Annotated in this window: 22 protein-coding genes; 12 read left to right on the plus strand and 10 right to left on the minus strand. The window is 72.7% G+C overall.

The window, feature by feature from the left end:
- Nucleotides 1-6: 6 nt before the first annotated feature.
- The 6 genes from ABEA24_RS03720 to ABEA24_RS03745 form a co-directional block, all read right to left on the minus strand.
- Nucleotides 7-1050 carry an ABC transporter permease gene (locus ABEA24_RS03720; RefSeq protein ID WP_345429179.1) on the minus strand — a complete coding sequence of 348 codons (1044 nt, stop codon included), beginning with the start codon at nt 1048-1050 and terminating at the stop codon, nt 7-9.
- The gene (locus ABEA24_RS03725) at nt 1047-1940 is read right to left on the minus strand and encodes an ABC transporter ATP-binding protein (protein ID WP_345429180.1); all 894 of its coding nucleotides are present in this window, start codon (nt 1938-1940) and stop codon (nt 1047-1049) included. The genes ABEA24_RS03720 and ABEA24_RS03725 overlap by 4 nt, the downstream gene beginning before the upstream one ends.
- On the minus strand, nt 1937-2332 hold the full coding sequence (locus ABEA24_RS03730; RefSeq protein ID WP_345429181.1) for a GntR family transcriptional regulator: 396 nt from the start codon (nt 2330-2332) through the stop codon (nt 1937-1939). Before ABEA24_RS03730 ends, ABEA24_RS03725 begins: the two co-directional genes overlap by 4 nt.
- A gap of 133 nt (nt 2333-2465) precedes the next feature.
- A complete protein-coding gene (locus tag ABEA24_RS03735; protein WP_345429182.1) occupies nt 2466-3416 on the minus strand; it encodes a ribose-phosphate diphosphokinase in 951 nt (316 codons plus the stop codon).
- Between the two features lie 80 nt (nt 3417-3496).
- Nucleotides 3497-4159, minus strand: a complete 663-nt coding sequence (locus ABEA24_RS03740) for a response regulator (RefSeq protein ID WP_345429183.1) — start codon at nt 4157-4159, stop codon at nt 3497-3499.
- A complete protein-coding gene (locus ABEA24_RS03745) occupies nt 4156-5316 on the minus strand; it encodes a sensor histidine kinase (RefSeq protein ID WP_345429184.1) in 1161 nt (386 codons plus the stop codon). The genes ABEA24_RS03740 and ABEA24_RS03745 overlap by 4 nt, the downstream gene beginning before the upstream one ends.
- Nucleotides 5317-5435: 119 nt before the next feature.
- Between ABEA24_RS03745 and ABEA24_RS03750 the strand changes: the two genes are divergently transcribed.
- The 5 genes from ABEA24_RS03750 to ABEA24_RS03770 all read left to right on the plus strand — a co-directional run bounded on the left by ABEA24_RS03750 (nt 5436) and on the right by ABEA24_RS03770 (nt 10539).
- Nucleotides 5436-6329: an ABC transporter ATP-binding protein gene (locus tag ABEA24_RS03750; RefSeq protein WP_345429185.1), complete on the plus strand. Its 894-nt coding sequence runs from the start codon at nt 5436-5438 to the stop codon at nt 6327-6329.
- Nucleotides 6326-7318, plus strand: a complete 993-nt coding sequence (locus tag ABEA24_RS03755; RefSeq protein ID WP_345429186.1) for an ABC transporter permease — start codon at nt 6326-6328, stop codon at nt 7316-7318. The genes ABEA24_RS03750 and ABEA24_RS03755 overlap by 4 nt, the downstream gene beginning before the upstream one ends.
- A gap of 68 nt (nt 7319-7386) precedes the next feature.
- Entirely contained in the window at nt 7387-8994 is a 1608-nt protein-coding gene (locus ABEA24_RS03760; RefSeq protein ID WP_345429187.1) for an alpha/beta hydrolase, read from the plus strand.
- A 68-nt stretch (nt 8995-9062) separates the two neighbouring features.
- On the plus strand, nt 9063-9575 hold the full coding sequence (locus tag ABEA24_RS03765; protein ID WP_345429188.1) for an isochorismatase family protein: 513 nt from the start codon (nt 9063-9065) through the stop codon (nt 9573-9575).
- A 133-nt stretch (nt 9576-9708) separates the two neighbouring features.
- Complete coding sequence (locus ABEA24_RS03770; RefSeq protein ID WP_345429189.1) at nt 9709-10539, plus strand: maleylpyruvate isomerase family mycothiol-dependent enzyme; 831 nt, start codon at nt 9709-9711, stop codon at nt 10537-10539.
- A 16-nt stretch (nt 10540-10555) separates the two neighbouring features.
- Here ABEA24_RS03770 and ABEA24_RS03775 read toward each other — a convergent pair whose 3' ends face one another.
- Nucleotides 10556-11437 carry an alpha/beta fold hydrolase gene (locus ABEA24_RS03775; RefSeq protein WP_345429190.1) on the minus strand — a complete coding sequence of 294 codons (882 nt, stop codon included), beginning with the start codon at nt 11435-11437 and terminating at the stop codon, nt 10556-10558.
- Nucleotides 11438-11493: 56 nt separating this feature from the next.
- Between ABEA24_RS03775 and ABEA24_RS03780 the strand changes: the two genes are divergently transcribed.
- Nucleotides 11494-12081, plus strand: coding sequence for a TetR/AcrR family transcriptional regulator (locus tag ABEA24_RS03780; protein ID WP_345429191.1), 588 nt, complete (start codon nt 11494-11496; stop codon nt 12079-12081).
- A 79-nt stretch (nt 12082-12160) separates the two neighbouring features.
- On the opposite strand, the gene ABEA24_RS03785 is transcribed toward ABEA24_RS03780, so the two are convergent.
- On the minus strand, nt 12161-13009 hold the full coding sequence (locus ABEA24_RS03785) for an ABC transporter permease (protein ID WP_345429192.1): 849 nt from the start codon (nt 13007-13009) through the stop codon (nt 12161-12163).
- Nucleotides 13006-15702 (minus strand): alpha/beta fold hydrolase, encoded by a 2697-nt coding sequence (locus tag ABEA24_RS03790; RefSeq protein ID WP_345429193.1) that lies wholly within the window; start codon nt 15700-15702, stop codon nt 13006-13008. The genes ABEA24_RS03785 and ABEA24_RS03790 overlap by 4 nt, the downstream gene beginning before the upstream one ends.
- Before the next feature lie 164 nt (nt 15703-15866).
- Here ABEA24_RS03790 and ABEA24_RS03795 point away from each other — a divergent pair, with 164 nt between their 5' ends.
- The 6 genes from ABEA24_RS03795 to ABEA24_RS03820 all read left to right on the plus strand — a co-directional run bounded on the left by ABEA24_RS03795 (nt 15867) and on the right by ABEA24_RS03820 (nt 22511).
- Nucleotides 15867-17633, plus strand: coding sequence for a hypothetical protein (locus ABEA24_RS03795; protein ID WP_345429194.1), 1767 nt, complete (start codon nt 15867-15869; stop codon nt 17631-17633).
- 46 nt (nt 17634-17679) lie between these two features.
- Nucleotides 17680-18354 (plus strand): response regulator, encoded by a 675-nt coding sequence (locus tag ABEA24_RS03800; RefSeq protein WP_345429195.1) that lies wholly within the window; start codon nt 17680-17682, stop codon nt 18352-18354.
- A complete protein-coding gene (locus ABEA24_RS03805; RefSeq protein WP_345429196.1) occupies nt 18351-19814 on the plus strand; it encodes an ATP-binding protein in 1464 nt (487 codons plus the stop codon). The genes ABEA24_RS03800 and ABEA24_RS03805 overlap by 4 nt, the downstream gene beginning before the upstream one ends.
- The gene (locus ABEA24_RS03810) at nt 19811-20347 is read left to right on the plus strand and encodes a hypothetical protein (protein WP_345429197.1); all 537 of its coding nucleotides are present in this window, start codon (nt 19811-19813) and stop codon (nt 20345-20347) included. The genes ABEA24_RS03805 and ABEA24_RS03810 overlap by 4 nt, the downstream gene beginning before the upstream one ends.
- A 16-nt stretch (nt 20348-20363) precedes the next feature.
- Nucleotides 20364-20909, plus strand: a complete 546-nt coding sequence (locus tag ABEA24_RS03815) for a hypothetical protein (RefSeq protein WP_345429198.1) — start codon at nt 20364-20366, stop codon at nt 20907-20909.
- Between the two features lie 780 nt (nt 20910-21689).
- Nucleotides 21690-22511, plus strand: a complete 822-nt coding sequence (locus ABEA24_RS03820) for a SecDF P1 head subdomain-containing protein (RefSeq protein ID WP_345429199.1) — start codon at nt 21690-21692, stop codon at nt 22509-22511.
- 122 nt (nt 22512-22633) lie between these two features.
- Here ABEA24_RS03820 and ABEA24_RS03825 read toward each other — a convergent pair whose 3' ends face one another.
- The gene (locus tag ABEA24_RS03825; RefSeq protein WP_345429200.1) at nt 22634-23434 is read right to left on the minus strand and encodes a crotonase/enoyl-CoA hydratase family protein; all 801 of its coding nucleotides are present in this window, start codon (nt 23432-23434) and stop codon (nt 22634-22636) included.
- Between the last annotated feature and the right edge of the window lie 99 nt (nt 23435-23533).

The following is a 23533-nucleotide window of genomic DNA, read 5'->3' on the forward strand; positions in this document are numbered from 1 at the left end:
CGCCTGTCAGGCCAGGCGGCGGACTCGCCGGACGCAGAGCGCGGTCAGAGCGACGGCGGCCACGAGGAACATCGCCGTCTCGGCCCACTGCAGGGTCCAGTACCGATCGGCGGGCTGGTACGTCACGAGCTGCCGGTAACCCAGATCGGAGAGCCTGGCGAAGCAGGCCTGCTGTGCGGCCGTGGCCGGCTGCCCCGGTGGTGGCGCGCAGTGGGTCGCCCATGCGGGCAGGCTGCCGACGACACGGCCGGCGGGGCCGAGGGTCTGGTTGGAGATGATCCAGGCACCGGGGCTGTCGATGGCCACGGTCACGTGGGGCGGCGCGTCGCGGGCGGGGGTCATGAACCCGCGCAGATTGGCCGTCGTGATCCGGGTGGTGAGGCGCGCGGGCGTGACGAGGTGCGGCCGGATCCAGAGGGGAACGGCGATCTGCACGGCGACGAAGACGGCGAGCGTTGCCGCGATCGCGGGCATCGTACGGCGGACGACCGCCCCGGCGGTGACACCGAGGGTGAAGGCGAACACCGCGTAACCGATCGGGACGACCCCGTGGGCGGCGAACGAAACGGGTGAGAACCGCCCGCTCAGGAGATCCTGGACGCCGGACGCGCGCGGCGCTGGCGCACGACGGCCGACGGCGGCGCGGGTGATCGGGGCGGACCACCACGTCGTCATGAGGCTGAGCAGCCCGGCGGCGGTCACGGCCGCCAGGCCGACGACCGTCATCTTGGTCGCCAGCCAGCGGGTGCGGGTGACGCTCTGGTTCCACACCAGCCGATGGGTGCCGGAGTCCAGCTCCCGGGTGATCAGCGGGGCGCCCCAGAAGACGCCGATGACGGCCGGCGCCGCGAGCACGGCCGCGAGACCCAGGAAGTACACCGCCTTATCGGTGCCGTCGGCGTTGAACCGGTCGAGGAAGGCCCCGGGACCGGTGTCGTAAAGGTGGGTCAGCCGAGGGCCCGTGACCAGCAGCAGGACGGCGAGCGCGACGAGGGCGGTGTACAGCGCCACGGCCTGGGCGCGGAACTGACGCCAGGTCAGCCAGATCACCGGAGCACCTCCAGGACGGGACGGGTGTCGCGGCCGACATCGGGCCGGCTCATGTAGGCCAGGACGAGGTCTTCCAGACCGACCTGGCTCACCGTCCAGGAAGGGTCATGGATCGGGCCGTCGGTGCGCACGACCAGGGTGGTCTGCCGGTCGGTATGGCCGGCGGTGACGACATGCTGATCCGAGGGAAGGGTGGCGGGGTCACGACGCGGCCCGGTGAGCCGGTGGTGGCCGGCCAGCAGCTCGTCGACCTCGCCGGCCACCTGGACGCGCGACGCGCTGAGCACGACGAGGTGGTCGCAGACGCGTTCGAGATCGGCCACCACGTGCGAGGACAGCACGACGCTGAGCTCGTGCTCGGCGACGGCCTCCATCAGATCCTGCATGAACTCGCGCCGGGCGAGCGGGTCGAGGGCCGCGACCGGCTCGTCGAGGAGGAGCAGCTCGGGGCGTTTGGCGATGCCCAGGGTGAGGGCGAGCTGGGCGCGCTGGCCGCCCGACAGCCGGCCCGCCCGCTGGGCCGGGTCCAGCCCGAGCCGCTCGACGCGCGCACGCGCCAGGGCGTCGTCCCAGCCGGTATTGAGCCGGGCGCCGAGCCGGAGATGGTCGGCGACGCTCAGCGCGGCGTAGGTCGGGGTGTCCTGGGAGACGAAGCCGACCTTGGCCAGTTGCTCCGGCCCATCGGCGGGCCGGCCTCCGCACACCTCGATCGTCCCGGTCGTCGGCGCCAGCATGCCGGCGGCGAGGTTCAGCAGCGTGCTCTTCCCGGCGCCGTTCGGGCCGACCAGCCCGGTGACATGCCCGGCCGGGATCTCCACCGTGCAGTCGGACAGCGCCCAGCGCCGCCGGTACCTCTTGCCCAGTCCCCGGGCCCGGAGGATGGCGGTCACGCGATGTCCTCCTGCGCGGCGGCCCGGAACGTCGTCATGAAAAGGGCCTCGATGCTCTCGTCGTCGAGCCCGGCGAGCCGGGCCTTCGCCAGCCAGCGGCGCAGGTCCTTACGGAGCGGGCCGTGCGCGGCCAGCGTGGAGTCGGTCAGCGTCCGGGTCACGAAGGTGCCGACGCCCGGGCGCGGGGCGACCAGGCCCTCGTGTTCGAGCTCGCGGTAGGCCTTGAGCACGGTGTTGGGATTGATCGCCAGCCGGGCCACGACGTCTTTGACCGTCGGGAGCCGGTCGCCCTCGCGCAGCAGGCCGAGCCGCAGCGCGTGGCGCACCTGCTGGACCAGCTGTTGGTACGGCGAGAGGCCGGATCGGGCGTCCAGGTAGAAGTCAATCACCATTCCTCCATTTAGCTAAGACCCTAGTACTTTAGGGCACTAGCGTGATCATGTGTCAAGGAGAATTCGGGCATGCCGAAGCGCCGGCGCCCGGCCGGAGGAGGTGCTATCGGGACGTCGTCAGATCAGGAGTCGATCAGGACTCGAACAGGACGCTGATGCTCTCGCGGCGGTGGATGCGGGCGATCGCCTCGGCGAACAGCGGCGCGACCGAGACCTTCTCCACCTTCGGCGACAGCCGTACGGGCTGGTTCTCGACGGTGTCGGTGACGTAGAGCCGGGAGATCGGGCTGGAGTCGAGACGTTCCATCGACTTGCCGGTGAACACCCCGTGCGTCACGGCCGCGCGCACGCTCCGGGCGCCGCGGTCGATGAGGCACTCGGCGACCTCGGTCAGCGTGCCGGAGGTGATGGTGAAGTCGTCGACGATCACGGCGTCGCGGCCGCGCACGTCGCCGATCAGGTCGATGACCCGCGCCGTCTCGGTGTGGTCGACGCGTTCCTTGTCGGCGATGGCGAGGGGTGCGCCGAGTCGCTTGGCGTACTTGCGGGCCTGCTTGGCGAAACCGGCGTCGGGGGAGACGACGACGAGATCCCCGGAAGCACCGATGGCCTCGGCGAGCACGGGCAGGGCGTACAGGTCGTCGACCGGCCGCGTGAAGAACCCCTGTATCTGCGGCGCGTGCAGGTCCATCGTCACGACCCGGTCCGCGCCCGCCGCCTCGATCGACTGCGCGCACACCCGCGCGCGGATCGACACCCGGGGCTCGTCCTTCTTGTCGGCCTTGGCGTAGCTGAAGTACGGCATCAGCACGGTCACCGACGCGGCGCTGGCCCGCTTGAACGCGTCGATCCAGAACAACAACTCCATGAAGTTGTCGTTGGCCGGGAACACCGTGGACTGCACGAGGTGCACGTGCCGTCCCCGGACGTTCTGGTTGACCTTTACGAACAGGTTGCCGTCGGAGAAGCGGATGACCTCCCCGCAGCCCGGTTCCACGCCGAGGTGCGCGCAGATCGCGGCGGTGAGCCGCGGGCTGCCCGATCCGCTGAACACCAACAGCTCTTCGAGGTCGGAACCGGTCACCAGCATCGCCTCCCCGCGCGTCGGCCTCGATCATGCCCGAAACAAGCCCGTTCGTCACGCTCGGGTCGCGTCGCTCGCCGTCATCCCCCGCCTGAGGCGTGCGCGAGCCCGTTCTCCCAGGCCCACGCGGCGATCTGTACCCGGTTACGTACGCCGAGCTTCATCTGGACGCTGGCCAGGTGGCTCTTGACCGTGCTGACCGAGATGAACAGTTCTGCGGCGATCTCCTGGTTCGTGCGGCCGCGGGCGATGGCCCGGACGACCTCGGTCTCCCGTTCGGACAGCGGCACCGCCGTCGGCGTGGTCGGAGTCCCGGCGGGCGCGAGATGCTTCAGGAGCCGCACGGTGACCGACGGGGAGATCAGGGCCTCTCCGGTGCGCGCGGCGCGTACGGCCTCGACGAGCAGCGTCGGCCCGGCGTCCTTGAGGATGAAGCCGGCGGCGCCCGCGCGCAACGCCCCGTAGACGTATTCGTCGAGGTCGAAGGTGGTCACGATGACGACCCGGAGCGGGTCGGGGACACCCGGGCCGGCCAGGGCGCGGGTGACCGCGATGCCGTCGAGACCGGGCATCCGGATGTCGACGAGGCACACGTCCGGCCGCAGCCGCCGGGCCAGGGCGACGGCCTCCGCGCCGTCCGCGGCCTCGGCGACGACGGTGATGTCCGGCTGGTCCTCCAGGATGAGCCGCAGCCCGCCGCGGACCATCGCCTGGTCGTCGGCGATCAGCACCCGGGTGGTCATGAGCGGCCCGGGGCGGGAAGGGTGGCGCGCACCGACCAGCCGGCCCGGGGACGGGGCCCGGCGTCGAGGGTGCCGCCGAGGGCCTCGACGCGTTCGCGCATCCCGACGAGGCCGTACCCGCCCGGGTGAGGGAACCGCGACGCGCCCGCCGGGGGCGCGTCGTCGGTGACCTCGACGGTGATGTCCCGCCGGCCGTGGGCGAGGGCCACGGTGACCTCCCGGGCCCCGGAGGCGTACCGGGTGATGTTGGTGAGCGACTCCTGGACGACCCGGTAGACCGTCGCGGTGACCTGCGGCGGCCACGCCGGATCCGGAGGCCCGTCGGGCAGGTGCAGCCGCACGGCGGGGCCGCGCGAGGCGAAACGGTCGACGAGCTCCGTCAGCCGCTCCGGGCCGGAGGCGAGCCCGGCCGCGTCGTCGGCGTCCCTGAGCAGGCCGATGACCTGGCGCATGGACACGAGCGCCTCGGTCGCGGCGGTCTCGATGCCCGCCAGGGTGTCGTCGAGCGTCGCGGCGCCCCGGCGGGCGGCGATGCGGGCCGCCTGAGTCTGGAGCACGATGCCGGTGATGTGGTGGGCCGCCGAATCGTGCAGCTCCCACGCCAGTTCCAGCCGCTCGCCCCGCCGCACGGCCTCGAACGCGGCGCGGCGGCGCGCGTCGAGGCGGCGCAGCAACAGCCCGGCCCCCACGGCGACGACCCATCCCTGCGCCATGATCCAGGTCGCCGAGTACGACACCGGGGCGCCGGTGGCGAGGAAGTGGGAGTACCGCTCGAGGCTCCCGGCCACCACGACCACCCCGCCCGCCGCGATGGCCGCCGCCGTACGGACCGGCAGCACGCGTACCGCGGAGGCGATGAGCACGACCAGCGCGAGAACCGCCGCACCGGCCGGCTGCCCGGGCAGTCCCCAGCGCCAGGCGACCAGCTCGGCCGCTCCGGCGACGGCGAGCCCGATCGCCGCGGCCCACGTACGGGACCGCTCCCGCAGCAGGGCGGCCACGGACACCACCGCCCCGACGGCGAGGATCGACGTCCAGTCGCCGTGCCGGTCCATGATGGCGCGGATCTCATAGCCCAGCGCCGCCGTGAACACGATGCCGAGCCCGGCGTTCACGGCGACCCGGGGCCGCTCGACCAGGCGATCCAGCAGGTCCATGGCTGCTCAGCGTACGGACATCCGCGATGCGACGGATCAGCCGAAAGTACGACCGGTTCGGCGCGAACCGTACTTCCGGCCGGTGGGCGCGCCGGGCCGGGGCCCGCACAGTGAACCGCATGCCTCTCATTCCGGAGAAGAACACGGTCCTGCGGGCCCGGGGACTGGGCAAGCGATATCGCCGGCGCTGGGCGCTCGCGGACTGCACCCTCGACATCCCGGCGGGGCGGGTCGTCGGGCTGGTCGGCCCCAACGGGGCCGGGAAGTCGACGCTGCTCGGCCTGGCCGCCGGCCTGCTCACACCGACGTCGGGCACCGTCGAGGTGTGCGGCGGACGACCCGGTGCCGACCGGGCACAGCTGGCCAGGGTCGGCTTCGTGGCGCAGAACACGCCGACCTACGCCAGGCTGAGCGTCGCCGACCACCTCAGGCTCGGCGCCAAGCTCAGTCCAGGGTGGGACGCGCGGCTGGCACGAGAGCGGATCCGCCGCCTCGGCCTGCGCCCCGACCAGCAGGCCGGGAGCCTGTCCGGCGGCCAGCGCGCTCAGCTGGCCCTGACCATCGCCATCGCCAAGCGGCCTGAGCTGCTCATCCTCGACGAGCCAGTCGCCGCCCTCGACCCGCTCGCCCGACGCGATTTCCTCCAGGATCTCAGCGAGGCCACCGCCGAGCAGGAACTCAGCGTCGTGCACTCCTCCCACCTGGTCTCCGACGTCGAACGGGTCTGCGACCACCTCATCGTCCTCGTCGCCTCCCGCGTACGGCTGGCCGGTGATGTCCGCGAACTGCTGGCCACCCACCGCCTGCTCACCACGCCCCGGCTGGACCCCGGCACCCTTCCCGCCAGCCTGCAGGTCGTCTCGGCTCACCACACCGACCGGCAGACCACGATGCTCGTCCGCTCCGACTCCGAGGTGTACGACCCCGCCTGGACGGCCGGCCCGGTGGGCCTGGAAGACCTCGTCCTGGCCTACATGGGCCAGTCCGTTCCCGTTGCGGAGGCGCACCGATGATCTGGCTGACCTGGCGTCAGTTCCGCACGCCGGCCGCGGTGGTCTACGGCGCCATCGCCGTCATCCTCGGCGCCCTGGCGGCCACCGGCCCGCACCTGGCCCACCTGTACGAGACCCGCGGGGATCGATTCCTCGACAGCGTCGGCGGCTTCGAGGCGAACCTCTATGTCGTCACCACTCTGGCACTGCTGGCCCTGCCCGCCCTCATCGGCATGTTCTGGGGTGCCCCGCTGGTCACCCGCGAACTCGACGCCGGAACCCATCGGCTGGCCTGGACCCTGACCACCCGCACGCGCTGGCTGGTCGCCAAGCTCGGCCTCATCGGCCTGGCCGCCGTGGCCGCCGCCGGACTTCTCAGCCTCGCGGTGACCTGGTGGGCCGACCCGATCGACAAGGCCATCGCGGCCAGGAGCGGTGCGCCCGGACCCGGGTTCCTCATCTTCCCGAGGATGTCCCTCGAGATCTTCGGCTCCCGCGGGACCGTCCCCCTCGGCTACGCGGCCTTCTTCTTCGTCCTCGGGGTGATCGTCGGGGTCGTCGTCCGCCGCACCCTGCCGGCGATGGCCATCGTGCTCGGCCTCTTCGTCGTCACCCAGATCGCCATGTACACGCAGGTCCGGTCGCATCTCCTCACCCCCGAACACCTCACCACGACGATTACCGCGCGCAATCTGACGAGCATCAACATGTTCAACCACCTCACGGTGGTGGTGAACCGGCCCGGCGCCTGGGTCCTCTCCCAGCAGACCGTGAACGCGGCGGGCCACCCGGTGACCGTGCCCTCCTGGGTGCTCGAATGCCCCGGTTCAGGGCCGAAGAGCCAGGCGTGCTTCGCCAAGCTCACCGGGCTGGGCTACCGGCAGCTCGTGACCTACCAGCCCGCCGACCGCTTCTGGAGCCTGCAGCTGACCGAAACGGCGATCTATCTGGGCCTCGCGTTCGGGCTGGCCGTCCTCTGCGTCTGGTGGATCCGCCGACGTCTGTCCTGACCTCGGCATCCGGCTCGACCACTCGCCTCGGCAGCGGCACACGCCGCCGCGATCCCGAAAGGACCAAATTGACCGACCACCGACGTCTCTCCAGACCTGGCACGACCCGTGCCAGGCGCGCCACCGTCCTGTGGACGGCCGGGCTGCTCGCCGCCGTCTCCCTGCCCGTCGCGATGTCACTGTCGGACGGCCGGGCGGCCGCGCCGACCGCGGTGTCGGAGCCGGCACCGTCGGCTCCGGCCCTGAGCTGGCAGTCCTGCGACGGGGACTTCCAGTGCGCCACGGCGCGGATCCCCCTGGACCATCGGAACCCGCGCGGCAGGACCGTCAGCGTCGCCGTGATGCGGCACCGGGCGACCGACACCGCGCACCGCATCGGCTCGCTGTTCGTCAACGGCGGCGGCCCCGGCGCGCAGCTCGCGGGCTTCACCGCCGCCTACCGGCACGTCCCCGCGACCTGGCGGGCCCGGTACGACATCGTCGCCTTCGACCCCCGGGGGTTCGGCGAGAGCACCGCCGTGCGCTGCTTCCCGACGACCGAGGCGGAGAGCGCGTTCCTGTCCGCCGCGCCGATCGGCTTCCCCGTCGGGGCGCGGGAGACCTCTGCCTGGGTCCGTACGTGGTCGCGCTTTGCCGCGCGCTGCACCAAGCGCGACCCCGACCTCCTCCAGCACGTCAGCACGGCCGACGTGGCCCGCGACATGGACCTGCTGCGCCAGGCCGTCGGCGACCCCACGCTCAACTACGTGGGCCTGTCGTACGGGACCCTGCTCGGCACCACGTACGCCAACCTGTTCCCGCTCAAGGTCGGGCGGATGGCCCTGGACGGCAACGTCGACCCGGTCGCCTGGACCCAGGCGAGCGGCGGGCTGCCGAGCTTCGTACGCGAAGGCAACGACCAGGCGTCCGCCGAGGTCCTCAAGGACTTCCTGGACCTGTGCGGCAAGGCGTCCACGGCCGCGTGCGCCTTCTCCGCGGGCACCCCGGCGGCGACACGCGCCAAGTACGACACGCTCCTGCGCCGGCTGCGGCAGCACCCGGTGACCATGGGCACTCCGCCGGACACGCAGACCTGCGGTTACGCGTGCGGGGTCCTCAGCATTCCCCTGGGCAGCGTGGCGGCATGGCCGGAAGCGGCGGGCCTGCTCCAGCAGATGTGGGAGAAGTCGTCCGGGGCGAGCACCTCCTCCGCCGCGGCGAAGCGGCGGGCCGGGACCGGCACTCCTTCGCCGGACGTCTACGCCGGGCGGGAACAGTTCCTCGCCACCGTCTGCTCCGACAGCCCCAACCCCCGCGACCCGCGCGCCTATGAGGCCGCCGCGCGGCTGGCCTACGCCCGGTCCGGACCTTCGGCCCTGGACCCTGCGTGGGCCACGGAACCGTGCGCGGGATGGCCCCTGGGCAAGGACCGCTACGCCGGACCGTGGAACCGGCGCACCGCCAACCCCATCCTGCTGCTCAACAACACCAAGGACCCGGCCACGTCCTACCGGAAGGCGGTCACGGTCTCCCGGACCCTGGCCCGGGCCCGCCTGCTGACCGTCGACGGGTACGGCCACACGGTCTTCTCCAATCCCAGCTCGTGCGCCCTGGAGCACGAGACCCGCTACCTGCTGACCGGTGCCCTGCCGCCGGCCGACACCGTCTGCAGGCAGGACGCCGTGCCCTTCTCCTGACGCATGTCTGCGGCGGGAGCATCAGGGACCGGCCTGTGCTCCCGCCGCCGGCCGTACGATCGCTGCCCATGACCGACATGATCAATCCGCCGACGGCCGCGCTCGTCACGATCGACCTGCAGGCGCGCATCCTCGAGAGCGCGAAGGCGCCGCGCGACGGGGCCGAGGTCGTCGAGCGGTCTCGCCGCCTCGCGGAGGAGTTCCGGGCCCGCGGCGGCCTGGTGGTGCCGGTGCGCGCCCACCGGCCGGGCGAGCAGCCGCCCGGCAGCGAGCTCGTGGACGAGCCGCAGCCCGGCGACCTGCTCATCACCAAGCACACGTGGGGGGCGTTCCACGAGACCGGTCTTGACGACGAGCTGCGCGCGCGGGGCATCGACACACTCGTCATCACGGGGATCGCGACCAACTTCGGCGTCGAGCAGACGGCGCGCATCGCCGACGAACTGGGCTACCGGCTCTTCCTCGCCGAGGACGCCATGGCGAATCTGAAGGCCGAATGGCACCGGTTCGCCGTCGAGGTGATCTTCCCCGCGCTCGGCACGGTCTGCTCCACCGACGAGGTCATCGCCCGCCTGGGCTGAGCACCGCGGCCTCGCGGCCGCATGAAACGCTCGGCTAAGGGAGGAGTGAGCGATGGACGTCCTGATCAGAGACGCCGTGGACGCCCTGCAGAAGTCCGTGGAGGGTGAGACGACGGGCCACTAGGGTCACGTCATGGTGACCTTTGGCCCGGCCATCGACGTTCGTCCGCTGTTCCCGCGTGAACGGCGGGCCATGCTCGAGCTTCTCGGTGGGCTGGGCCACGCCGATTGGGCCAGGCCGACCGTGTGCCCCGGCTGGGATGTGCACGATGTCGTCGGTCATGTGCTCAATGACCACATGCGACGTCTGTCCAGCGGCCGTGACGGGTACGGCGGCGCGGTGTTCGCCGATGACGAGACGCTTCCCGTCTACCTGGCGCGCGTCAATGAGAAGTTCGTCCGGGCGTCCCGGCAGCTCAGCCCGCAACTGATGATCGAACTGCTGGACCACTTGGGGCCGCGGCTGGACGCCATGTGGGCGGCACGAGATCTCCGGGCCCCCGCCGACGTGAACGTGTCCTGGGCCGCGACCGACCTGGACAATCCCGCCTGGCTCGACATCGGCCGTGAGTACACCGAGTACTGGGTCCACCAGCAGCAGGTGCGCGATGCCGTCTCCGTTCCGGGCGCCACCGAACCTGACCTCATGGCTCCGGTGCTGGACATCTTCGCGCGCGCCCTGCCGCACGCCTTGCGGACGCACGACCGGCCGGAAGGCAGCGCGGTTCACCTGGAGGTGACCGGCCCGGCCGGCGGACGATGGGGCGCGGTCCGGCGAGGCGGACGATGGCGGATGGCCGAGCACGCAGGGGAGCCGACCGCGCGCGCCTCGATGGACCAGGACACGTTCTGGCGGCTGGCGACGAGAGGCATCACCGTGGAGCAGGCCCGCGGGCGCTCGACGGTGAGCGGCGATCCGGAGCTCACCACGGCCATCACGGCACTGCTCGCGGTCGTCGCCTAGGCCTTGGGGCGGCGGGTCAGTCGATCTCGTCGGTGAAGCGCAGGACGCGGTCGTTGACCTGGGCGGCGCACTGCCCGGAGATGGCGTGGGTGGCCTCGGGCCACAGTTCGGCCCGGACGTCGGGGATCAGTCGTCGCGCTCGTTCGCAGGCGGTCCGCGGGTGGTGGATCACGCTGCGGCCGGCGACGACGGCGAGGACCGGCATGGAGAGGGAGCGGAGCTGGTCGTCGTCGAACAGGGCCGGTTGCGGTGCTCCCGTACGGAAGCCGCGCATGCCGGCGTCGATGACCCGGCCGACCGGATCCGCGAGCGGATCGCCGCCCTGGCCGTCGACGTAGCGGAGGAAGCGCGGCGTCGCCCACGAGGACAGGAACGGGATCAGGACGGGGATCGTGCGGAGGATCAGGCCGAGCGGCATACGGGCGAGCGTGTTGGCGGGATCGAGCATGGTCGCCGAGGCCACGCGCTGCGGACGCCGTACGGCCGCGTTGCAGGCCGTCCAGCCGCCGATCGAGACGCCGACGAGGTGAGCGCGGTCGAGGCCGAGCCCGGCCAGGGTCTGTTCCAGCCATGCGGCCTGGTCGTCCGCGTCGCGGATGGGGGCCGTCTGGACACTGGCTCCCGGCTCGCCCAGCAGATCGACGGCGAAGACGGTGCGGCGCCGCGCGAGCGCCTCGATGTTGGGACGCCACGAGACCGTCGTCCCGTTCGTGCCGTGCAGCAGGACGAGCGGCACGCCGGGCGCCGCTCCGAACCGGTACGCGCGGACGTCGCCGAACGCGGTGGCGACGTCGTGGACCTCGGCCGGTGCGGGCAGGAGCCGCATGCCTTCCTCGTAGGCGGACCGGAAGTGCCGCTCCGCCGCCGGAGACGTGAACCGGCCGATTCGATGGGGCATGGCGCGTCCCTCCTTTCGCAATATGATCGTATTGTAAACGAGTGAGGGGGAGGGCCATGCCGAGACGGGTGGACCACGACCAGCGGCGGGCGGAGTTCGCCGAGGCGGTGTGGCGGATCGCGGCGGAACGCGGGCTGGAAGCGGTGACGATGAGCACGGTGGCCGCCGAGGCCGGGACGTCCGTCGGCCGGATCCAGCACTACTTCCCGAGCAAGGACGATCTGCTCGCCTTGGCCGCGGCGACTCTTCGCGACCGGATCGACCAGCGCGTCCGCGCCGCGATCGGCGGGAGCCCTCCCGCTCCGCGCGGCCCGATGGCCACGCTCCGAGAGCTGCTGCTGGCCTTCCTGCCGACGGACGAGGAGGGCCGCGTCCTGGCGCGGGTCGGGGCCGCCTTCTTCACCCACACGCTGCGCCATCCGGAGTCGGCCGCTCGGTACCGTCGCGGTCACGAGCTGATCCTGTCCGCCGTGGCGGATCACCTCCGGCGTGTACGGAAGCCGTCGTCGGGCTCCGACGTCGAACGCGAGGCCCAGATCCTGGTCGCGCTCGTGCAGGGCCTCGCCGACCAGCTCCTGCTCGGGCACGTCACCGCCGAGGAGGCCGCCGCGATCCTCCAGTACCAGCTCGACCGGGTGCCCTAAGAGCCCGCGCGGAATGGGCGCTGGACCAGGGCGCCGCGATCCCGGCACTCCATTCCACGCGGGCTCTTAGCCGCGCTGCTCAGCTGACGATGTCCTTGGCGCGGAAGCGGCGGACGGCCAGGGCGATGAACACGGTCGCGTACGACGCGGACAGGGCCGTGCCCTTGAGCATGCCGGTCCACTCCAGGTGGGGCTGGAGGGCGTCGGTCCAGGCGAACATCCAGTGCGTCGGCAGGAACTCCCGCCAGTGGCCGAGCGCGGTGACCGCGTCGATGATGTTGCTGAGGATGACGAGCCCCACCGCGCCGCCGACCGCGCCGAGCGGCGAGTCGGTCGTCACCGACAGCAGGAACGCCAAGGCGGCGACGACGAGTTCCGAGGCCATGATGTAGCCGACGACGATCAGCATCCGGGTCAGGGCGGTGCCGTTGGGCAGGGCGACGTCGCCGCCGGGGACCCGCAGGCGGGCCCAGCCGAAGACGTAGATCCCTGTGATCATCGCCATGGCGGGCAGGCTGACGACGGCCAGCGCCGCGTACGTGAGGGCGACGATGAGCTTCTGGCGCAGCAGCCGCGTGCGCGGCACCGGGGCGGCCAGCAGGTAGCGCAGGGACGCCCAGCCCGCCTCGCTCGCGACGGTGTCGCCGCAGAACAGCGCCACCGCGACCACGAGCAGGAAGCCCGCCGACGCGAACAGCGTGAACGCCGTGAAGTTCAGTGCGCCGGCCGTCGCGACCGTGACGAGGCCGGGGGTGTTCGCGTCGTTCGCCGACGGCGAGCCGCCGATCTTGAAGGCGGCGGCGAGCACCCAGGGCAGGACGAGCAGCACCGCGAAGGCGATCCAGGTCCGGCGGCGGCGCAGCTGCCGGACGGCCTCGACGCGCAGCGGCAGCGTCCGGCGCCTGCGGTAGGTGAGGTCTGCGCTCACGATCCCTCCCCGATCAGGGTGAGGAACGCGTCCTCCAGGCGGCGGTGGGGCATCACGCGGTCCACCGGGACGCCGGCGGCGACGAGCGCCGCGACGACGGCCGACGGGCCGGAGCCGTTCAGGCGCACCAGGACGCCGGGGTCGTACGGCTCCGCGCCGTCGACGCCTTCGAGTCCGGTCAGCACGCTCATGGCGCGGTCGACTTCCGAGGTGCCGATCAGGACGGAGCCGTCGTGGCCGGCGATCTCGGCGACGGGGCCGGCGGCGACGAGGGTGCCGCGGTGCATCACGACGACGTCGGTGCAGGTCTGTTCGACCTCGGCGAGCAGATGGCTGGAGATGATGACGGTGCGGCCTTCGGCGGCGTACCGCACGAGGACCTCGCGCATCTCGGCGATCTGCGGCGGGTCCAGGCCGTTGGTCGGCTCGTCGAGGACGAGAAGGTCGGGCAGGCCGAGCATGGCCTGGGCGATGGCGAGCCGCTGCCGCATGCCCTGGGAGTAGGTGCGGACCGGGCGGCGGATCGCGTCGCCGAGTCCGGCGATCCGCAGGGCCTCGTCGAGGTACGCCTCGCCGCGTCCGGCGGCCTTCCAGTACAGCTCCAGGTTGTCGCGGCCGGACAGGTGGGGCAGGAAGCCGGGCCCTTCGACGAACGAGCCGAGCCGGGACAGCACCGGCGCCCCGGGGCGTACGGGCTCGCCGAAGATGCGGATCTGGCCGGCGTCGGGGTGGATCAGGCCCATGAGCATGCGGAGGGTGGTCGTCTTGCCCGCGCCGTTCGGTCCGAGCAGGCCGCAGACCTGTCCGGGTTCGACGCGGAAGGAAAGGTCGTCCACGGCGAGGTGGCCGTTCTTGTACCGCTTGGTCAGCCCCACGATCTCCAGCGGCACCGCGGGGTCGCCGCGCTCACCGCCGCGTCGGCGCCGCCCGCGCCCGGTGGCGACCAGGGCGACGGCCGCCGCCACGGCGATCGCCGGGAGGCCCCAGACCCACCCGGGCAGCGGCACCGGCGGCGTGCGCAGCGCCGGGTCGACGGGGACGGTCAGCGGGGAGTCCACGGACACCCGGTAGGAGGCGGGCCGCGCCGGCGAGGCGTATCCCATGTCGGTGGTGCCGAAGACGACGCGGATGCGGTGTCCCTGGTCGAAGCGGTGGTCCATGGGCGGCAGGGTGACGTCCGCCGTGCCGCTCACGTTCAGGGGCGCGACGAGGCGGCGGGCCGGTTCGGCCTGGCCGTCCGGCCCGACGTCGTACACCTTCGCGAACAGCGTCGCGGGCCCGCCGGCGACCCGGACGCGTACCCGCGCCGACCCGGTCAGCTGCACGGGCGCGTCGAGCGGCTCGGTGTCGAACGCCGCCGACTGGCCGGGCATGTCGAGCTGGACGCCGCCCGTACCGAAGCCGCTCACGCCGCCGAGCGCGCCGAGGCCGGGCAGCGTGGAGATCGACGCGGGGGAGCCGCCGGCCGGGTTCTGGATCGTCTGTTCCTGTCCGCCGAGCGGGAGCGTACGGCGGGCGGTGCCGGTCAGGCCGGGGTAGCGGGGCGCGGTCGCGGCGGTGACGACGACGCGCTGGGTGGAGGAGTCGATGCCGCCGGTGCGGGTGACGGTGAAACCGCCGGATGTCTCCGCCGCCGAACCGCCCGAGGTCGACGCGGGCCCGCCCTTCAGGTAGCGGTCGAACCAGCCGGTGACGAGGTCGCGGACACGCGCGGTCTCCGGGTCGCCGCCGTCGTGACCGCCCTGGAACCAGACCACCTTGACCGGCGCGCCGGTGACCGCGCGGGCGTTGCCGTCGGCCTGGTCGAGGGGGAACAGGGAGTCCGACTGGCCCTGGACGAGGAGGGTGGGGACGTGGATCCGGCCGGCCACCGACGAGGGGCTGGACCGGCGCAGGGTCGCGATCGCCTCGGGTGTGGGCCGACCGGTCTCGGCGACCTTCTGGTACATCGCGCACAGCGACGGCAGGAACCGTCCACAGGCTGTGGACGACGCGCCGCCGGTGAAGAAGACGCCGGCCCAGACCTTCTTGAACACACCGCCCGGGAGGTCGGTCGGGGCCGGGAGGTCGGTCGGGGTCGGTTGGTCGGGAAGAGCAGGTTGGTCGGGGGGAAGCGCGGCGCCCTTGCCCGTGGCGTCGGGGAACAGGGAGTCGGCCAGGTCGTACCAGGTGATCTGCGGGGCGATGGCGTCGACGCGCCGGTCGTACGCGGCGGACAGCAGGGTGATCCCGCCGCCGTACGACTGCCCGGCGAGGCCGACGCGGGGATCGCCGGGGCCGTCGAGGCGCACCTCCGGGCGGCGGGCCAGCCAGTCGATCAGCTGCCGGACGTCCTTCACGTCGTAGTCGGGGGAGTCGAGGGTGATCTCGCCGTCCGAGCGGCCGAAGCCGCGCGCCGACCAGGTGAGCACGGCGTACCCGTGCCGCGCCAGCCGCTCGGCCTCGTCCCGCGTATCGTCCTTGCTGCCGCCGAACCCGTGCGCGAGCAGCACCGCCGGGGCGCGTCCTCCGCCGGCGGGCGCGAAGAAGGTCGTGTCCAGGCCGACGTGCTGATCGTTCTTCGGGCCGTCCACGACCTGGATGCGCTGCTCGAAGGTCCGTACGCGCGGCGCGTCGCCCGACGCCGCCCAGGTGATGCCCCCGGCGACCGCGGCCACCACGCCGACGACCGCCGCCCACCGTCCCCGCCTCATGAGGCAAGACCCTACGGTCTATCTCGAAGTCCCGCTGTCCTCCTGCGCGGCGTCCAGGCGGCGCTCGCTACGGACGGGGACTTCGAGACAGGCCCCAGCCCGTGTAACAGAACGCGGACATCGCGCGGACGGCGTCATGACACGCGTTCGCGATCTTGGTCCGCATGACCCTCTCCAGCACTCTCGACGTCCGGACGCCGGACCGGCCGCGGACGCGGCCCTCGGTCCGGACACGGCAGCCGTCCTGGCCGCTGCTCGTCCTGGCGGGCTGGCTGGCCCAGGTCGGCATCCGGTTCGTCCTCGCCGGCGGGCAGAGCGTCCCCGCGGCGTTCCCCGACGAGAGCGGCTATCTGCTGGCCGCGCGGTGGCTGGCGGGCGGCCCGGGAGGCGATCTGTCGGGCAGCACCTTTTACCAAGGCGGGTACCCGCTGCTGCTCAGCCCGGCGTTCTGGCTGAGCCACGATCCGCAGACCTGCTACCGGATCGTGCTGGGGATCAACGCCCTCGTCGGCGCCGCGATCTTTCCCCTGGCCGTGGCGGCGCTGCGCCGGATGCGGCTGCCGCGCCCGCACGCGTACGTGCTCGCCTTCGCCGCCGCGCTGCTGCCCGCGGCGACGGTGTTCGGCCCGCTCGCGCTGACCGACGCGGTGCTGCCGGCCCTCATCCTCGGCTGGCTGCTGGCGCTGCACTCGTTCTTCCGCGCCTGGTTCCAGGGCACGGACGGGCGGCGCGCGGCGGTGGCCGGTTCCCTGGCGAGCCTGGCCGCGGCCTACGCCTACACCACGCACGCGCGCGGCGCCGTGATCCTCGCCGTGCACCTGTTCGTCCTGGCGGCGATCGCGGCGTACGGTCTCGTCACGCGGCGTCTGGAGGCGAAGGCGGCGCTGGTTCCGGGGGCCGTCGTCATCGCCGCGGCGGCCGCGGGCTGGACGCTGAACGGCGCGGTACGGGCCGCGCTGTATCCGCACGGCGTGCGCGACCTCGGCGGGCTGCTCTCGACGCGGCTCACCACGGTCGGGGGCCTGGAGTGGGCGGTCTTCGGCGCGGCCGGACAGATCTGGTACCTCGTCGTCGCGACGTGGGGTCTGGCGGGGATCGGGCTGGTCGCCGCCGCCCGTACGCTGTGGCGGCCCTGGAGCGACCCGGCCGCCCGGATCCTGTCCGGAGTGCTGCTGGCCGCGACCTTCGGGACCGCCCTGGCGTCCTCGGCGGCACTGCCGGACGAGCACCGGGTCGGCAACTACTTCTACGGCCGCTACCTGGCGTGTCTCGCGGTGGCGCACGCGCTGTGCGGTCTCGCGGTGCTCATGCGGCGGCGCCGGTCCATCGTCGGGTACGCCCTCGCGGCGGGCGTCGTGTGCGCGGGGGCGGGGCTCTCTGCGGCGATCTACGCCGGGGACCGGCTCACCGACTACAACTTCATCGCCTTCGACTTCCCCGAGACGTGCTTCCTGACCTGGGACTGGACGGCGTTGCGGCTCGGCACGGCCTCCCTGACGGGCCTCGCGCTGCTGGGCGTCCTGGTCGCCGTGGCGTACACGCCCCGCTCGGCCTGGACGATCGCCGTGGGGCTCGCGGCGTTCAATCTCGTCGCCGCCGCGGTCATCGCCAAGCCCTGGCTGCCGCCGCGTGAGCCGATCTTCCGGCCCGGCCCGTCGTACGGCGGGGTGGCGGTCGACGCGAGCCTGACCTGGCGCGTGTGGGTCCGGCAGGCGTACCAGATCTCGTGGACGCCGATCACCTTCTTCCACGCGGCGAACGGGCAGCCGCCGACCGGAACCTGCATGGTGATCGTGCCGGTGGCGGGCGGTGCGGCGCCCGATGCGTCGTGGCCACGGCACCCGGCCGGCTGGCGGGTCACGGCGTCGGGAACGGCCCCCGCGCCCTGGGCCGCCTGGAAAAGTTCGTCCTGTCACAGAGTTGTGACATGACCGCTTTGTTCTGATCACTTCCTCGGCGGTCTTGATAATGGGCCCCGTGGCGACAATCTTGCTCGTAGAGGACGACCCCTCGGCGCGGGCCGCACTGGAGTTCGCGCTGTCCCGGCTCGGACACTCCGTGACGGCCCGGGAGACCGGCGAACTCGGCCTGGAGCAGGTGCGCACGCAGCGCCCGGAGATCGTCATCCTGGACGTCATGCTCCCGGGCATCGACGGGGTCGAGGTCTGCCGGCGGATCCGCGCGGACGACTCTCTGCCGATCATCCTGCTCACCGCCCGCAGCGACGACATCGACGTGGTCGTCGGCCTGGAGGCCGGGGCCGACGACTACGTCGTCAAGCCCGTCGAGCCGCGCGTGCTCGACGCGCGGCTGCGGGCGGTGCTGCGCCGGGTCGAGCGCGACCCAGGGGACCGTTCCACCCACGGTGACCTGGTCATCGACCGGGGGACGATGAAGGTGCGGCGGGCCGGCGAGGACGTGCACCTCACCGCCACCGAACTCCGGCTCCTCCTCGAGCTGTCCCGCCACCCGGGACAGGTGCTGACCCGCCAGCAACTCCTCGCCTCCGTCTGGGAGCACGACTTCCTCGGTGACTCCCGGCTCGTGGACGCCACCGTCCAACGCGTCCGGTCGAAGATCGAGGACGTGCCGTCCCGGCCGAGGTTCATCGAGACCGTGCGCGGCTTCGGCTACCGCTTCGTCGCGCCATGATGGGCCTGCGCGCGAGGCTCGTCGCGGCGTTCGCCGCCGTCGCGCTGCTGGCCTCGGCGATCACCGCGGGGATCGCCTACTGGCTCGTGCGGCTGGCGATGCTCGAGCGGGTGCAGAACGCCGTCGTCAACGACGTGCGGACCACCCTCAACCAGACCGTGCCGACCCAGCTGCCCAACATGATGCTGACCGCCGACCTCCTCCAGCCGATCAGCACGGCCCTGGCCCGGCAGCCCGGCCGCCGGTCCTGGGTGCTCGGCGACCAGCCCGGAGGATGGGCCACGAGCGGCGCGAAATTCCCCTCCCACATGCGCATCCCGCCCAAGCTGATCGCCGCGGTTCGCGGCGAGGGCCGCCACGACGAGCTCGCCCGGCCGCTGCGAGGACAGCAGATCTACTTCCAGCGGATCACCTACCGCGGCGTTCCGTACCTGGTCGTCGGCACGCCGGTCTACCTGCCGACCACCAGTGGGCGCACCGCGAGCCCGATCGAGGCGTACGTCATCGCGAGCCTCTCGCGGGAACGCGACGACCTCGACCGGATGGCCACCTCGGTCGCCGTCGGGGGCGGTGCCGCCGTCCTCGTGGCCCTGTTGCTCGCGCTGCTCGCCGCGCGGAGTGTGCTGCGGCCCGTACGGCGGCTGGCCGCGGCCGCCCAGGGACTGGGCGCGGGAGACCTGCACGGGCGAGTCGAGGTCCGCGGCCGGGACGAGCTGGCGCGCCTCGCCCGGATCTTCAACTCCAGCGCTGAGGCCTTGGAGGCCAGCGTCACCGAGCTGCGCGAGATGGAACGCTCGGCCCGCCGCTTCGTGGCCGACGTGTCCCATGAGCTGCGCACGCCGCTCACCGCGATGACCGCCGTCACCGACGCGCTGGAGGAGGAGGCAACCGGGAGCGCCGCGACGGCCGCCAATCTCGTGGCGGAGGAGACGCGCCGGCTGCGCACCCTGATCGGCCACCTGCTGGAGATCAGCAGGTTCGACGCCGGGGCGGCGGCACTCGTCCTGGACGACGTGGACGTGCCGCAACTGATCCGGCAGAGCCTGCGGCTGCGCGACTGGCAGGAGAAGGTGGAGACCGATCTCGCCCCGCAGCTGCGCGCCCGCGTCGACCCCCGCCGCTTCGACATGATCCTCGCCAACCTGGTCGGCAACGCGCTCAAGCACGGCGAACCGCCGGTCACCGTACGGCTGCGCCGCTCGTACGTGCCGGACGGGCCGGGCATCCGGCTGCGCGTCTTCGACAGCGGTCCCGGAATCCCGAAGGAGATCCGCAAGCACGTGTTCGATCGCTTCTACAAGGCCGACGCCGCGCGGACGCGGAGCGAGGGCAGCGGCCTGGGCCTGGCCATCGCCCGCGCCAACGCCGAGCTGCACGGCGGCGAGCTGTACCTCCTCGACACCGACACGGGAACGGCGTTCGAGCTGTGGCTCCCCGACATCCCGGCGGAGACCGCGTGACCGCCCGGTCCGGCATCCGCGGAGCCCGCACCGCCCGGGCCGGTGCCCGCCTGGGACCCGCCTGCGCCGCGCTCCTCCTCACCGCGTCCTGCGGGGTACGGTCGACCAGCGTGATCGCGGGTGGGGATCCGGCGGTCGCGCAGCAGGCCGTCCCGCAGACGACCGTCTACCTGGCGCGCGGCGGACGGCTGGTCCCGGTCCGCCGCGTCGCCTTTCCCGGCGTTCCCCAGGCCGCGCTGAACGCCCTGTGGGAACAGGGCGCCAAGATCCCGGAGGACGCACAGGGCATGTCGAATCCAATGGCGGACCTCGATGAGTTCCATGCCGTCTACCGCAGCGGGGACCTGCCGCCGAGGACGCTCACGGCCTGGTACTCCTCCAGTCGGCCGGTGTCGGACCTGCTCCGGGCCCAGATCGTGTGCTCGGGCACGGCACAGCCCGGCATCGAGGAGGTCCAGCTCATCGATCCGGCCACGTCGGCCGGGCGGTGGCCGCTGCGGTGTTCGTCGTTCCGCCGGTACCTGGCCGGATGACCGCCCGGGAGGCCGAATGAGACGAGTCCTGCGCTGCGTGGTTCCCTTCGTCCTGGCGGTGCTGGTGACCGCCTGCGGGGTGCGGCCCACCGGGGTGATCGGGGCCGGCGAACCGGCCGTGGCCCAGCAGGCCGTCCCGCAGACGACCGTCTACCTGGCCCGCGGCGAGCGGCTGGTCCCGGTGCGTCGTGTGGCGTTCCCCGGTGCCCCCCAGGCCGCGCTGTACGACCTGTTGAGCCGCGGGGCGACGTCCACGGAGATCGCGGCGGGCATGCGCAACCCCCTCAACGACGTCAGCCTGCTCGACATCACCTTCCGCCAGGACCTGCTCGTCGTCGACTACTACGCCGACATGCCGCTCTCGCGACTGGTCAAGGCCCAGATCGTGTGCTCCGGAACCGCCCAGCCGGACATCCATCGCGTCCAGCTGGTCGGCTGGGTGTACAAGGGGCCCGGCAACACCGTCTTCGACGGGGACTCCCGGCATCCTCCGCAGGGCTGGGTGGCCTTCGTCGACCGCGAGCGGAAGTGCTCCCAGTACGCCAACCTGTTGGCGTCGTGACCGGGTTCACAGCGACCGGAGCGCGGGCAGCAGCTCACGCTCGGCCCAGGAGATGAGGGAGTCCTGGTGTTCGGCGCCGATCTGCACGGACGGCGCCTCGGCCGAGACCTTCGCCGAGCGCGGCGATCACACGGCGTTCCCCTCCGGGCGAGGCCGATCGCGCTTTCCGCTTTCCGGCGGCTACCCGGACAGGACCAGCGAAAACATGGGATGGTCGGCCCGGCGCGATCGAGGGGCGAGCGGGTGAAGGGCGGGGACACGCCGCCGTACGCCGCCCGCGGCCCTGGCGCGCCGGGCCTTCCGCATGATGCGATTGACTCGACGACGGCCTGATTCCCAGGCGAGACTTCCGCCCGCCCCCCACGCGGAGGAGACGACACCTTGAGGTTCGCGGTTCACCGGTCCGCCCGCCGACCGGCCTCCCCGCATGGACACCCTTCGGAACCGGCCGACGGCGCCGAGGCCGGCACGACACGTCCGATGCCGCCGTCTCCGCCTGCCCCGGCATCGACGGGCGGCGCCGAGACGGGCGTCACGCGTCCGGCTCTGTCCGCCGAGGGCGGCGTCGAGACGGGGGCCGCGCGTTCGACCTCGTCCGCCACCGCGCAGGCGGGCGGCGCCAAGGCCACCGGCACGCGGCCGACGCCTGCCCCGGGCGGCGCCACGCGGCCGCTGCCCCCGATTGCGCCTCCGCCGGCCCCGATGCCGCCGGTTCGTACCGACACGACAACCGCCGGCGGCGGAGAACCGTCCTCCACGGGGAAGGATCGGAGGTCGGTGATGCGGATCGGGCGGCGCGGCGGCGGGCGGCCAGATCGCAGCCCCGCCGAGGGCGGCGCACGGCGCACCGGCGGCAGGTCGGTCGTGGGGACCGCGCGGCGTGCCGGCACACGGCCGGGGCTGATCGCGATCGTCCTCATCCTGTGGCTGGTCATCGCCGCGATCGCGCTGACCGGGACGCTCATCGTCGCGTTCTCCCAGGAGCACCCGGCGCGGTTCCCCTCGCCGCTGAAGGTCTACCCGGTCACCCAGCAGCTCGTCGGCCAGCAGTGCCCGGCCGGCGTGCAGGGGATCGTGGGCCAGAGCAACATCGGCCCCGTCTGCTACGAGCTGGCGACCGGCATCACCATCAAACGGGTGAACGACATCCACGTCGAACGGGCCCCCAAGGCCGGCGGATACGCCGTTTCCCTCACCCTGACCCCCGCCGACGGCCGGGCGCTGAAGAGCCTCACCCGCAACGCCGCAGGCCGGGCCTTCGCGCTGACCGTCCGCGAGCAGATCGTGGCCGCGCCCCGGGTGGACGCCCCCATCACCAAGGGACGGGTGCTCATCACCGGCAACCTCACCCGGATCGCCGCCGAGGACATCGTCGCCCGTCTCAAGGACGGAAAGGCAGTGCCGTCGCCCGCGCCGGCGCCGACCTGGCAACCTCCGGCGACGACCCCCCCGCCAACCGCGCCGACGACCCCTCCGACGGGGCCGACGACCACGGGGCCGACTCAGCCGACGACACCCTCGAACTCGTCGACGACCACCCCGTCGGCGACCCCGGGTTCGAGCACGACGACGCCGGCCTCGCACACACCCATGTCGGTCTGATCAGCCGTCGAAGGACTCGACCGGGCAGACGCGGGCGTCGCACGAGCCTCTGTCGGTCTGATCAGCGGTTGAAGGACTCGACCGGGCAGACGCGGGCGTCGCACGAGCCTCTGCCGGTCTGATCAGCGGCCGAACGAGCCGTGGCGGCCCATGCCGTCCCGGAACCGCTGGACGTCGGCCAGGCCGGTCTCCCCGAGCACGGCCCTGCCGTGCCGGAACTCATTGGAGATCGCGGCGTCCTCTTCCAGCCCCTGCTGTTCGATGAGGGACATGCGGTCGTGCCGCATGCAGGCCTGCGGGAACGCGGCGATCTGCGCGGCCAGCTCCTCCGCGGCCTCCCGCGCCCGCCCGTGCGGCACGACGCGGTTCACCAGGCCCATGTCGTACGCCTCCGGCGCGGGCACGGCGCGGCCGGTCAGGATCAGGTCCGTCGCCCGTGACGCGCCGATGAGGCGCGGCAGGCGTACGGTGCCGCCGTCGATGAGGGGGACACCCCAGCGGCGGCAGAACACCCCGAGAACGGCGTCCTCCTCGGCGACGCGCAGGTCGCACCAGATCGCGAGCTCGAGGCCGCCCGCGACGGCGTGCCCGCTGATCGCCGCGATGACCGGCTTGGACAGCCGCATCCGCGTCGGGCCCATCGGGCCCTCGGCGGAGTGGGACACGTCGTGGGCCGAGGCCCCGGCGCTCGGCGCATCGAGCCGGTTGCCCCGCTCGGTGCCCAGGGCCTTCAGGTCGGCGCCCGCGCAGAACGTGCCGCCCTCACCCCACAGCACGGCGACGTTCGCCTCACCGTCGGCGTCGAACGCGCGGAACGCCTCGGCCAGCGCACGCGCGGTCGGCCCGTCCACCGCGTTGCGCACCTCGGGACGGGCCAGCACCACCGTCGTCACAGGCCCCTGCTTTTCCACCCGCACGCTCATGACACCGCACGATTTCATGATTCACGTGCGGGCGGAACCACGCGCGCCCACCGCCGCACTCGCTTCGTGGCCGGGCTCGTCCCTCACCCGGCCACGTGC

The sequence above is a fragment of the Actinoallomurus vinaceus genome (assembly GCF_039542055.1).
Taxonomy (GTDB): domain Bacteria; phylum Actinomycetota; class Actinomycetes; order Streptosporangiales; family Streptosporangiaceae; genus Actinoallomurus; species Actinoallomurus vinaceus.

Bases quoted from the DNA above. Each gene is read 5' to 3' on its own strand.
- ABEA24_RS03730 (WP_345429181.1), bottom strand. From the start codon at position 2,332: ATGGTGATTGACTTCTACCTGGACGCCCGATCCGGCCTCTCGCCGTAC.
- ABEA24_RS03740 (WP_345429183.1), bottom strand. From the start codon at position 4,159: ATGACCACCCGGGTGCTGATCGCCGACGACCAGGCGATGGTCCGCGGC.
- ABEA24_RS03745 (WP_345429184.1), bottom strand. From the start codon at position 5,316: ATGGACCTGCTGGATCGCCTGGTCGAGCGGCCCCGGGTCGCCGTGAAC.
- ABEA24_RS03750 (WP_345429185.1), top strand. From the start codon at position 5,436: ATGCCTCTCATTCCGGAGAAGAACACGGTCCTGCGGGCCCGGGGACTG.
- ABEA24_RS03755 (WP_345429186.1), top strand. From the start codon at position 6,326: ATGATCTGGCTGACCTGGCGTCAGTTCCGCACGCCGGCCGCGGTGGTC.
- ABEA24_RS03765 (WP_345429188.1), top strand. From the start codon at position 9,063: ATGACCGACATGATCAATCCGCCGACGGCCGCGCTCGTCACGATCGAC.
- ABEA24_RS03770 (WP_345429189.1), top strand. From the start codon at position 9,709: ATGGTGACCTTTGGCCCGGCCATCGACGTTCGTCCGCTGTTCCCGCGT.
- ABEA24_RS03775 (WP_345429190.1), bottom strand. From the start codon at position 11,437: ATGCCCCATCGAATCGGCCGGTTCACGTCTCCGGCGGCGGAGCGGCAC.
- ABEA24_RS03780 (WP_345429191.1), top strand. From the start codon at position 11,494: ATGCCGAGACGGGTGGACCACGACCAGCGGCGGGCGGAGTTCGCCGAG.
- ABEA24_RS03790 (WP_345429193.1), bottom strand. From the start codon at position 15,702: ATGAGGCGGGGACGGTGGGCGGCGGTCGTCGGCGTGGTGGCCGCGGTC.
- ABEA24_RS03795 (WP_345429194.1), top strand. From the start codon at position 15,867: ATGACCCTCTCCAGCACTCTCGACGTCCGGACGCCGGACCGGCCGCGG.
- ABEA24_RS03805 (WP_345429196.1), top strand. From the start codon at position 18,351: ATGATGGGCCTGCGCGCGAGGCTCGTCGCGGCGTTCGCCGCCGTCGCG.
- ABEA24_RS03815 (WP_345429198.1), top strand. From the start codon at position 20,364: ATGAGACGAGTCCTGCGCTGCGTGGTTCCCTTCGTCCTGGCGGTGCTG.
- ABEA24_RS03820 (WP_345429199.1), top strand. From the start codon at position 21,690: ATGCGGATCGGGCGGCGCGGCGGCGGGCGGCCAGATCGCAGCCCCGCC.
- ABEA24_RS03825 (WP_345429200.1), bottom strand. From the start codon at position 23,434: ATGAGCGTGCGGGTGGAAAAGCAGGGGCCTGTGACGACGGTGGTGCTG.